Consider the following 10,252-nt stretch of genomic DNA (forward strand, 5'->3'; position numbering starts at 1 on the left):
CAGAGGTTTTATCAACCGTCAAACTGCGCCAGTCGCGCGAGCATCTCCGCAATGCCGGTCTGATCGACATTGGCAAAGGCAATGCGGAACTGGCGGTGGCCCTCGGGGGCGCCAGCCGGTGTGAACATCGTGCCCGGCAAAAGCAGCATGCCAGCCGAGTGAAGCAGGCGTTGTGCTATCTCGTCGGAGCTTGCCGCGAACGGATGCGCCACATAGGCGAAATAGGCCCCCAGTCCCAAAAGCTGCCAGCCTTTTGCCGCCAGCGGAGCAAATCCGGCGGCAATGGCGTCGCGCCGCGCGAGGATCTCGCCGCGCTCGCCAGCGAGCCAGTCATCGAGGTTCTCGATCCCCCATTTGGCGCCGATCTGGCCGATCTGCGCGGGACAGATGGTGACGGTATCGAGGAATTTCTCCATCTCGAGCAGGCGCTCGGGCGCAGCCACGATCGCGCCCACGCGATGGCCGGTCAGCCGATAGGCTTTGGAGAAGGAATAGAGATGTATCAGGGTTTCATGCCAGTCCTTGCGCGAAAACAGCCCGTGGGGCGCGCCATCGCGGCTGTCGAAATCGCGATAGGTCTCGTCCACAATCAGCGTGAGCCCATGACGCTGTGCCAGCTCAAAGAACGCGTCCATCAAGGCCGCGGGATATTCAACGCCGCAGGGATTGTTGGGTGTGACCAGGACGATTGCGCGAGTGCGCGGCGTGATCAGCGCTTCGGCCTTGGCGACTTCTGGCAACATTCCGTCGCCCACAGGCAAGGGCAGGGTGGTGACCCCCTGCATGTCGAGCCACATCTTGTGGTTAAAGTACCATGGCGTCGGCAGGATGACCTCGTCACCTTCGGCGCAGAGGCTCTGGATGGTGGCGGCAAAGGCCTGATTGCAGCCCGAGGTGATCGCGACCTCGGACGGTGTGATGTCCGCCTCGTAGTGGCGCGTGATTTGGGCGGCGAGAGCTTTGCGCAGATCCGCATTGCCAAGCACCGGTCCGTAGAGATGGGCGCTGGTCTCTGACAACAGGGCGTCGGCCATCGCCTGACGCAGCCCTTCTGGTGGTGGATCGGCCGGGGCGGCCTGACTGAGATTGAGGAGCGGCAGATCGTCGGAAAAGGTCACATCTTCCAGCCAGCGCCGGGATTGCACGATTGGCGAAACAAAAGTGGCGTTGGTGCGGGAAAGATGCATTTGAATTTCCTCTTTTGACGTGACGTAATTTTTTTCGGATTTTTGCTATTCGGCCGCTTTTCAAATCTCAAGACAAGAGATGGAAAACAAAGCCAAAAAAGAAAACGCGCCAACAGGGGCGCGTTTTGTCATTTTCTAAATTGACGCTGGGTCAATCCGTACCCCGGTAAGGTTCGACATACTGCAACGCCATATCCCACGGGAAAAAGATCCAGGTGTCCTGGCTCACGCCCGTGATAAAGGTATCGACCTGCGGCTCACCCTGGGGCTTGGCGTAGACGGTGGCAAAATGCGCCTTGGGATAGAGGGTGCGCACCAGTTCCAGCGTTTTGCCGGAGTCGACCAGATCATCCACGATCAGGATGCCGGTCCCATCGCCCATGATGTCCGCGTCGGGGCTCTTGAGCACCTCGGCCTCGCGACGCTGATCAGCCTTGCCGCCGCCGGAGTGGTAGGATTTCACGCTGATGGTATCCACCGTGCGGATATCCAGCTCGCGCGCGACGATCATTGCGGGCGCCATGCCCCCGCGGGTGATCGCCACCACGGCGCGCCAATGGCCATCGTCGGGGCCAAGCCCGTCCAGACGCCACGCCAGCGCGCGGCTGTCTCGGTGGATTTGATCCCAGGAGATGTGAAACCCCTTCTCGTGGGGCAGGCGGTTCGGATCCTTGGTGCTCATCAGGGGTTAGCCTTTCTCGATATCGGGGGCGTCCACGGCCTTCATGCCGACCACATGATAACCCGCATCCACATGCAGGTTCTCGCCGGTCACACCGGAGGCGAGATCCGACAGCAGGTAGAGCGCGGATTTGCCCACGTCATCGGTGGTCACATTGCGGCGCAGGGGCGAATTGTATTCGTTCCACTTCATGATGTAGCGGAAATCGCCAATGCCGGAGGCGGCCAGGGTCTTGATCGGGCCGGCAGAAATCGCGTTGACGCGGATGCCGTCCTTGCCCAGATCCTCGGCGAGATATTTCACAGAGGCTTCCAGCGCGGCCTTGGCGACACCCATGACATTATAATGCGGCATCACTTGTTCGGCGCCATAATAGGTCAGCGTCAGCATGGAGCCGCCGGCTTCCATCATCTTTTCCGCACGCGCCGCCACGGCCGTGAAGGAATAGACGGAAATATCCATGGTCATCTGGAAATTTGCGCGGCTGGTGTCGACATAGCGACCACGCAGCTCGTTCTTGTCGGAAAAGCCGATGGCATGCACAACAAAGTCAAGCTTGCCCCATTTTTCCTCGAGGGACGCAAAGAGTGTGTCGATGGATGCTTCGTCTGAAACATCGCAGGGCAGAACAATGTCGCTGCCCAGCTGTTCGGCCAGTGGTCCAACGCGTTTCTTGAGCGCGTCTCCTTGATAGGAGAACGCAAGTTCCGCCCCGGCCTCGGCGCAGGCTTTGGCGATGCCCCACGCAATGGATTTGTCGTTGGCCAGGCCCATGATGAGGCCGCGCTTACCGGCCATCAGTTGACTAGACATGCAGGTTCTCCGCCTGTGATCGGTTAATAGAATGTCCTTTAGCCCGCTGGGGCAAAGTCATCAAGCCTACTCGCTCTTGTGGGGGCGTTCAATCGGGCAGAACGTCCCCCTTTCCAACGGCCTGCAAGGCCACTAGATGTATGCGCAAGCAGTAGGGAAACACCATTATGTCTGATCGTGAAGGACTCTTTGGCGGCGATGATCCGTTTGAGATCGCCCGCAAGTGGCTGGCAGAGGCCACCGAGACCGAAATCAACGACCCCAATGCCATTGCGCTTGCGACCGTGGATGCCTCCGGCATGCCCAACAGCCGCATGGTGTTGCTGAAGGAAATCGAAGACGCTGCCTTTGTGTTCTATACCAACTATGAGAGCGCCAAGGCACAGGAGATCGAGGCCAGCGGCACCGCGTCCTTTGTGATGCACTGGAAATCCCTGCGTCGCCAGATCCGCGTGCGCGGACATGTCACCAAGGAAAACGGACCGCAGGCGGATGAGTATTTTGCGTCCCGCTCGCTCAAGAGCCGTCTTGGGGCCTGGGCCTCCAAGCAGTCGCAGCCGCTCGCCTCGCGCAGCGCCCTGATGGCAGAGGTGGCCAAGATCACTGCCCAGAAAGGTCCAAATCCGAAGCGCCCGGAATTCTGGGGCGGCTACCGGATCACACCGATTGAAATTGAATTTTGGGCGGATGGGGCCTTTCGATTGCACGACCGTTTTGTGTGGCGAAAAAATACTTCACATGATAATTGGACAATCACGCGTCTTAGCCCGTAAGATCACCGTGAAAACGCCCATGGGCCACTCTGTGGCTCCTGACTCTTTTGCTCTTGAACTCCGATATGGATTTCGCGCAGGTAGGCGGGCATCACGGAAATAAAAAACGAACCGGTGGAATACTAAAGTGGCCGATGATCTGAGCAGTTTGCAGCATGTCCGTGGACTAGTGAAGTGGTTTGACCCCGCTAAGGGGTATGGATTCATTGTCTGTCCTGACGATGGTCCCGATATTCTCTTGCACGTGAACGTCCTGCGTAACTTCGGGCAAAGCTCTGTCGCGGATGGCGCCGGGATCGAGGTTGTGACCCATCGCACGGATCGCGGTGTGCAGGCGGTTGAAATCGTATCCATTACCCCACCGGAGCGCGAGGACACCCCCGTCCTGAGTGATCTGGCACAGCTGGATGACGAGGAGCTCAGCAACACACCGCTGGAGCCTGCGCGCGTGAAATGGTTCGACAAAGCCAAAGGGTTTGGCTTTGCCAATGTGTTTGGCCGCGACGAAGACGTGTTCCTGCATGTCGAAGTGCTGCGCCAGTCGGGGCTCTCTGACGTGCAGTCCGGCGAGGCACTGGCGATGCGCGTGATCGACGGCAAACGTGGCCGGATGGCTGTGGATGTGCTTGCCTGGGAGGCAGCCTCTTCAGACACCAGCAGCGTCTGATGATTCGTCGGGCGGCCTCGCATATCGCAGCCGTCGCCCTCTGGGTCGTCACGACCTCTGGTCTGGCTACCGCGGCCTGTTCGCGGGACCATGTAGATCTGCGCGGCCCGTGGGGGCAGGCGCGGTTCTCGGTCGAAGTGGTCGACACGCCCGAAACCCGCGCTCAGGGTCTGATGCACCGCAAGAGCCTTCCTGCGCGCTCTGGCATGCTCTTCATATACGAAGAGCCGCAGCGCGTGGCTTTCTGGATGAAAAACACTTTGATCCCGCTCGACATGATCTTTGTCGAGGCGGACGGCGTCGTATCGCACATCCATAAAAACGCTCTGCCCGGGGATCTTACGCCGATTCCGGGGGGCGATCAGGTGTTGGTCGTGCTCGAGGTCAACGCTGGCATCGTCGAGACCTACGGGATTTCAGTTGGCACTGAGATGCGGCACGAAGTTTTTTCATCTGAAGCTGCAAAATGGCCCTGTTAGGGCTTTTCAAATCAGAACAGCCCCGTTAGGAAGACGCACGGTCCGGGGCGTGGCGCAGTCTGGTAGCGCACCTGTTTTGGGTACAGGGGGTCGTGAGTTCGAATCTCGCCGCCCCGACCATTTCTTCCTCACATGATGAAGACCCTGCTATCTGCTGAACCTTCGGGTTCAGCAGCGGCGTCGGGTGCAGGAAACTCAACCCGCTCTTTTGGGTGAGTTGACGCTCAGATCACGTTCCAGAGAGAATCACTCCCTACGAATAGCGGGTCGGTTCGTCGGTATACCCACATATGGTGTTTACCCTTTGTTTAGAAACTGACGCAATCTGGCGTCAGGAGGGGTCAAAATCTGCTCGAAATTTTTGCGGAAGCAGCGCGTCGCGTGCGGGGCGTTGCAGATCGGTCGCGGCTCTGAATACGGCCGGTAAATCATCCGTGAGTTGTTTCAAAAATGCCACTGTATCGATGCATTCTGCGCGTGCACGAATGACGTCCTGCGGACAAGCCCCTCTCATTACGAGAGTTTTCATCTTTCCTTAACCAAGCATTCAAATTTGGCGATCCACCTCTGCGCCTGTGGATGAATCATATGCTCGGCGCGACCCTCGAAACCGTAAAAACGGTCAACTGGATTCTGGTCCGTAAAATTTGAAAATTTGCGTTGACCCTTTAGGCTCTCTTACGCGAGATTGTGGGTGTCGCTTGGGGGCGCCACAAGATCTAGTTGGATTTCAATCGCTGCTCCCTTGCATGGTGCTTAGTGCAAAACCGTTAATTTTGGGCCGGTGTAGGGCCTTCGAGCGTGGGAGCGAACCTGCGCCGGATGATGGATTTTGTGCTTAGCCCCTGGCGGCAACACAGGCCGGTACGCTGGGTGCCGGTGCGCAAGCGGGACTAATTGGGACAGGTGTAGCCATGAAAATCGAGCGTCGTTTCACAGAAGCAGGGCAGGATGCCTATGCATCCTTGGATTTCATCGGGGCGACGTCCGAGATCCGAAACCCTGATGGCACCATCGTGTTCCGGCTCGAAGGCATCGAGGTTCCATCGACCTGGAGCCAAGTGGCCAGCGACGTGATCGCGCAGAAGTACTTTCGCAAGGCCGGTGTCCCGTCGCGCCTGAAGAAAGTCCGCGAGAAAGGCGTGCCGGAGTTCCTGTGGCGTTCGGTTCCAGCTGATGACAATGTGGAGCTCGGCGGCGAGACCTCCTCCAAACAGGTGTTCGACCGTCTGGCCGGGGCCTGGACCTACTGGGGCTGGAAGGGGGGCTATTTCTCCTCCGAGGAGGACGCGCGCGCCTATTTCGACGAGATGCGCTATATGCTGGCAACCCAGCGCGCCGCGCCCAACAGCCCGCAGTGGTTCAACACTGGCCTGCACTGGGCCTATGGCATCGACGGCCCGGCGCAGGGGCATCACTATGTGGATTACAAGACCGGAAAGCTGACCAAATCCGACAGCGCCTATGAGCACCCGCAACCGCACGCCTGCTTTATCCAGTCCGTGTCGGACGATCTGGTGCAGGACGGTGGCATCATGGATCTCTGGGTGCGTGAGGCGCGCTTGTTCAAATACGGCTCCGGCACCGGCACCAACTTCAGCCATCTGCGGGCCGAGGGCGAGAAGCTCTCTGGTGGGGGCAAATCCTCTGGTCTCATGGGCTTTTTGAAAATCGGCGATCGTGCTGCTGGCGCGATCAAATCAGGCGGGACAACCCGTCGAGCAGCGAAGATGGTGATCGTGGATGCCGATCACCCGGATATCGAGCAATTCATCGAATGGAAGGTGCTCGAAGAACAGAAAGTCGCCTCCATCGTGGCCGGCTCCAAGATGCACGAGAAGATGCTCAACGGTATCTTTGAAGCGCTGCGGACGTGGGACGGTCTCTCTGAGGATGCCTATGATCCGGCGGAAAACCCGGCTCTGAAAAAAGCGATCCGCGAAGCCAAGAAGGTCGCCATCCCAGAGACTTATATCAAACGCGTGCTGGATTATGCTCGTCAGGGCTATGACAGCATCGAGTTCCCGACCTATGACACCGATTGGGACTCTGAGGCCTATTCGTCGGTCTCGGGCCAGAACTCCAACAACTCCATCCGCGTCACCAATGCATTCCTGCATGCGGTCGAAAAAGACGCCGATTGGGAGCTGATCAACCGCACCGACGGCCAGGTCGCCAAGACCGTGAAGGCGCGTGATCTCTGGGAGAAGGTCGGCCACGCAGCCTGGGCCTGCGCCGATCCGGGCATCCAGTTCCACGACACTGTCAATGAATGGCACACCTGCCCCGAAGATGGTGAGATCCGGGGCTCAAACCCTTGTTCTGAATACATGTTCCTGGACGACACCGCCTGTAACCTGGCGTCGCTGAACCTCCTGACCTTCTATCAGGGCGGCGTGTTCCAGGCCGAAGATTTCATGCACGCCAGCCGTCTGTGGACGCTGACGCTGGAAATCTCGGTGATGATGGCGCAGTTCCCATCGAAGGAAATCGCGCAGCTGTCGTATGACTTCCGCACGCTGGGTCTGGGCTATGCCAACATCGGTGGCCTGCTGATGAACATGGGCTACGGCTATGACAGCGACGAAGGCCGCGCGCTTTGCGGATCTTTGACAGCGATCATGACTGGTGTGGCCTATGCGACCTCTGCCGAGATCGCCTCCGAGTTGGGGCCCTTTGCGGGCTATGAGCGCAATGCCGACCACATGCTGCGGGTGATGCGCAATCACCGCAACGCGGCCTATGGTGCGACCGAGGGATATGACAAGCTCACCGTGAAGCCGGTGCCGTTGGATTTGCAGAATTGCCCGGATGCGCGTCTCACGGAACTCGCGATGAGCGCCTGGGACGAGGCGGTTCGCCTTGGCGAGGAACACGGCTATCGCAACGCCCAATCCACCGTGATCGCGCCCACCGGTACCATTGGTCTGGTGATGGACTGCGACACCACCGGGATCGAGCCGGACTTTGCCCTCGTGAAGTTCAAAAAACTCGCAGGTGGCGGGTATTTCAAGATCATCAATCGCTCGGTGCCCTCGGCGCTCGAAGGGCTCGGCTATTCCTCCGCGCAGATCGAAGAGATCGTCTCTTATGCGGTCGGTCATGGCTCCATCGGGAACGCGCCGGGGATCAACCACACCTCGCTCACCGGCCATGGTTTTGGCCCCAATGAGCTGGCAAAGGTGGACGCTGCACTTGAGAGTGCCTTTGACATCCGGTTTGTGTTCAACCAGTGGACATTGGGCGAGGAGTTCTGCACCGGCGTGTTGGGCATTCCTGCCGATAAGCTGAATGATCCGGCCTTTGATCTGCTGCGTCACCTTGGGTTCTCCAAGGCCGACATTGAGGCTGCCAATGACCATGTCTGCGGCACCATGACGCTTGAAGGTGCGCCGCATCTCAAGGAAGAGCATTATTCGATCTTCGATTGTGCCAACCCCTGCGGCAAAAAAGGTAAGCGTTATCTTGGGGTTGAGAGCCATATCAAGATGATGGCGGCCGCGCAGAGCTTTATCTCCGGTGCGATTTCCAAGACCATCAACATGCCCAACAACGCCACCATCGAGGACTGTCAGAAGGCCTACGAGCTGAGCTGGTCCTTGGGTGTGAAGGCCAATGCGCTCTATCGTGACGGCTCCAAACTGAGCCAGCCGCTCGCGGCGGCGCTCGTTGAGGATGATGACGAGGCGGCGGAGGTGCTCGAGAGCGGCTCGGTGCCGGAAAAAGCGGCTGTTCTGGCCGAGAAGATCGTCGAGAAAGTGGTCATCAAGGAGGTGATGAAATCTCATCGCACCAAGATGCCGCAGCGCCGCAAGGGCTATACGCAAAAGGCGGTTGTCGGCGGCCACAAGGTCTACTTGCGCACGGGGGAATATGAGGACGGCAACCTCGGCGAGATCTTCATCGACATGCACAAGGAAGGCGCGGGCTTCCGGGCGATGATGAACAACTTTGCCATTGCGGTCTCGGTTGGTCTGCAATACGGCGTGCCGCTCGAGGAATTTGTGGATGCCTTCACATTCACGAAATTCGAACCTGCGGGCATGGTTCAGGGCAACGACTCGATCAAGAACGCGACCTCGATCCTCGACTATGTGTTCCGCGAACTCGCCGTCAGCTACCTTGATCGGACGGATCTGGCGCATGTGAAGCCCGAAGGCGCAACCTTTGATGATCTGGGCCGTGGCGAAGCAGAAGAGGGCGTGTCGAACCTCTCTGAGCTGAGCGATGGGGCTGCGTCGAAATCGCTCGAGGTGCTAAAGCAGATCTCCTCTACCGGCTATCTGCGCAAGCGTCTGCCGCAGGAACTGGTGGTGCTGCAAGGCGGCCAGACCAGTGTAGCGGTGACCGCTCTGGATGGTAGCACTGATCCGGTTGCAGCCCTGCAAAAACTGGTACCTGAGACCTCTGAGGCCCCGGCCGTGAGCAGCGCAATGGATGCGCGCACCAAGGCCCGGATGCAGGGCTATGAGGGGGATCCTTGCGGCGAATGCGGCAACTACACGCTGGTGCGCAACGGCACCTGCATGAAATGCAACACCTGCGGCTCCACCTCGGGCTGTAGCTAAGAGATCTCCCGGCGCCAAGGCGTGCGCCGGGATCCAAGACCGCATCCGTAGGCTTACCTCGGGGGATGCGCAGGGGATGAGGCGGCTCTTTTGGATCTGCGGGCATCCCCGACGAACAAGAGGGATCACTGCGGTTGATCTCTCACCAGGATCGGAGCTCAGACATTTGGAGTTTCGAAATCTGTCTGGGGTGGGTGCGCTCACCCCATACGCCGAGAAGGACAAGGCAAGAAAAACATCGGGCGGTCAACAAAAAGAGCCTGATCGGCGAAACTGGCCCTCTCCCAATCGGAGGGGGCCTTTGCTTTGGTGAAGCCGCTGGTCTCCGGCGCGGCAGCAGGCCGGATTTTTGCGATCTGATGCCGATTTTCCCAGCCGACTGAACGAATTGTTAAGCATAATGAACGACCCTGAACACAGGGCCGGAGTCGCGCGGCCCGGCGGCCTTTCGGGGCTTGTATCTTCTTGTTTTGATGGGGTTGACCGATGCGCTTTGCTGCTCGGCATAACATGGGCGTCCTGTGTGGTCTGACACCTCTTTTGGGGGCTGTCGCCGCGCTCGGCCTGCTGGTTGGGTCCGCAGGGCTGGCCGATGACTGGTCCGGGCGGTTCCTTGGCGCGCGACTGGCGAGCGGGACACTCTCGCCGGACCCCATCCCAACGCTGCGCGCAGAGCCTCAGGCAGGGCGATCTGTGCCGCAGGCGGACTCAGGGGCCGGCTATCGGGTCGAATTTCCCCCTGTTGCAATCGCGTCGGGTGAAACGGCGACGTTCGAATTGGTCCCGCGCGCCGTCGGTTCTGTCTTTGTCGAGGAACTTCCGGAGCAAGAGGCCCTCAGTCTTGGGTGGGAAGTCGAGATTTCTCCGGGCTTTCAGTTGCGAGGCAGCGTCAGCGGAGATTATGGCGAGGATGGCAACTATTCCCTGTCACCAGAGCACCGGCAATTGGCGCTTACCGCCTCCTTTCGGTTCTGATCGGCGCAACCGCATCCCTGCGGAGAATGCCGAACTCCGGACAGGCTGCGTGTATGGGCGGGGGTAGGATTTCGGCGGCACCTAAAGAATTTGAGGTCCAACGGCTGG

The 10,252-nt window shown here is 59.1% G+C and carries 8 protein-coding genes and 1 tRNA gene; 6 read left to right on the top strand and 3 right to left on the bottom strand.

Going from position 1 to position 10,252, the window contains the following annotated elements; genetic code table 11:
- Positions 1-11: 11 nt before the first annotated feature.
- The 3 genes from TM1040_RS10055 to fabI all read right to left on the bottom strand — a co-directional run bounded on the left by TM1040_RS10055 (position 12) and on the right by fabI (position 2,682).
- Positions 12-1,187, bottom strand: a complete 1,176-nt coding sequence (locus tag TM1040_RS10055; protein WP_011538485.1) for an aminotransferase — start codon at positions 1,185-1,187, stop codon at positions 12-14.
- 151 nt (positions 1,188-1,338) lie between these two features.
- Positions 1,339-1,869 (bottom strand): xanthine phosphoribosyltransferase, encoded by a 531-nt coding sequence (gpt, locus tag TM1040_RS10060; protein ID WP_011538486.1) that lies wholly within the window; start codon positions 1,867-1,869, stop codon positions 1,339-1,341.
- Positions 1,870-1,875: 6 nt separating this feature from the next.
- Entirely contained in the window at positions 1,876-2,682 is an 807-nt protein-coding gene (gene fabI, locus TM1040_RS10065; RefSeq protein ID WP_011538487.1) for an enoyl-ACP reductase FabI, read from the bottom strand.
- Between the two features lie 167 nt (positions 2,683-2,849).
- Between fabI and pdxH the strand changes: the two genes are divergently transcribed.
- The 6 genes from pdxH to TM1040_RS10095 all read left to right on the top strand — a co-directional run bounded on the left by pdxH (position 2,850) and on the right by TM1040_RS10095 (position 10,144).
- Positions 2,850-3,455 (top strand): pyridoxamine 5'-phosphate oxidase, encoded by a 606-nt coding sequence (gene pdxH / locus TM1040_RS10070; RefSeq protein WP_011538488.1) that lies wholly within the window; start codon positions 2,850-2,852, stop codon positions 3,453-3,455.
- 127 nt (positions 3,456-3,582) lie between these two features.
- The gene (locus TM1040_RS10075; protein WP_011538489.1) at positions 3,583-4,122 is read left to right on the top strand and encodes a cold-shock protein; all 540 of its coding nucleotides are present in this window, start codon (positions 3,583-3,585) and stop codon (positions 4,120-4,122) included.
- The gene (locus TM1040_RS10080; protein WP_011538490.1) at positions 4,122-4,601 is read left to right on the top strand and encodes a DUF192 domain-containing protein; all 480 of its coding nucleotides are present in this window, start codon (positions 4,122-4,124) and stop codon (positions 4,599-4,601) included. The genes TM1040_RS10075 and TM1040_RS10080 overlap by 1 nt, the downstream gene beginning before the upstream one ends.
- 43 nt (positions 4,602-4,644) lie before the next feature.
- A tRNA-Pro gene (locus TM1040_RS10085) sits at positions 4,645-4,721 on the top strand.
- Between the two features lie 794 nt (positions 4,722-5,515).
- On the top strand, positions 5,516-9,169 hold the full coding sequence (locus TM1040_RS10090; protein WP_011538491.1) for a vitamin B12-dependent ribonucleotide reductase: 3,654 nt from the start codon (positions 5,516-5,518) through the stop codon (positions 9,167-9,169).
- Positions 9,170-9,655: 486 nt separating this feature from the next.
- Positions 9,656-10,144 (top strand): hypothetical protein, encoded by a 489-nt coding sequence (locus tag TM1040_RS10095; protein ID WP_011538492.1) that lies wholly within the window; start codon positions 9,656-9,658, stop codon positions 10,142-10,144.
- Positions 10,145-10,252 lie beyond the last annotated feature (108 nt).

Origin of the sequence: Ruegeria sp. TM1040 (assembly GCF_000014065.1) — a bacterium.
Taxonomy (GTDB): domain Bacteria; phylum Pseudomonadota; class Alphaproteobacteria; order Rhodobacterales; family Rhodobacteraceae; genus Epibacterium.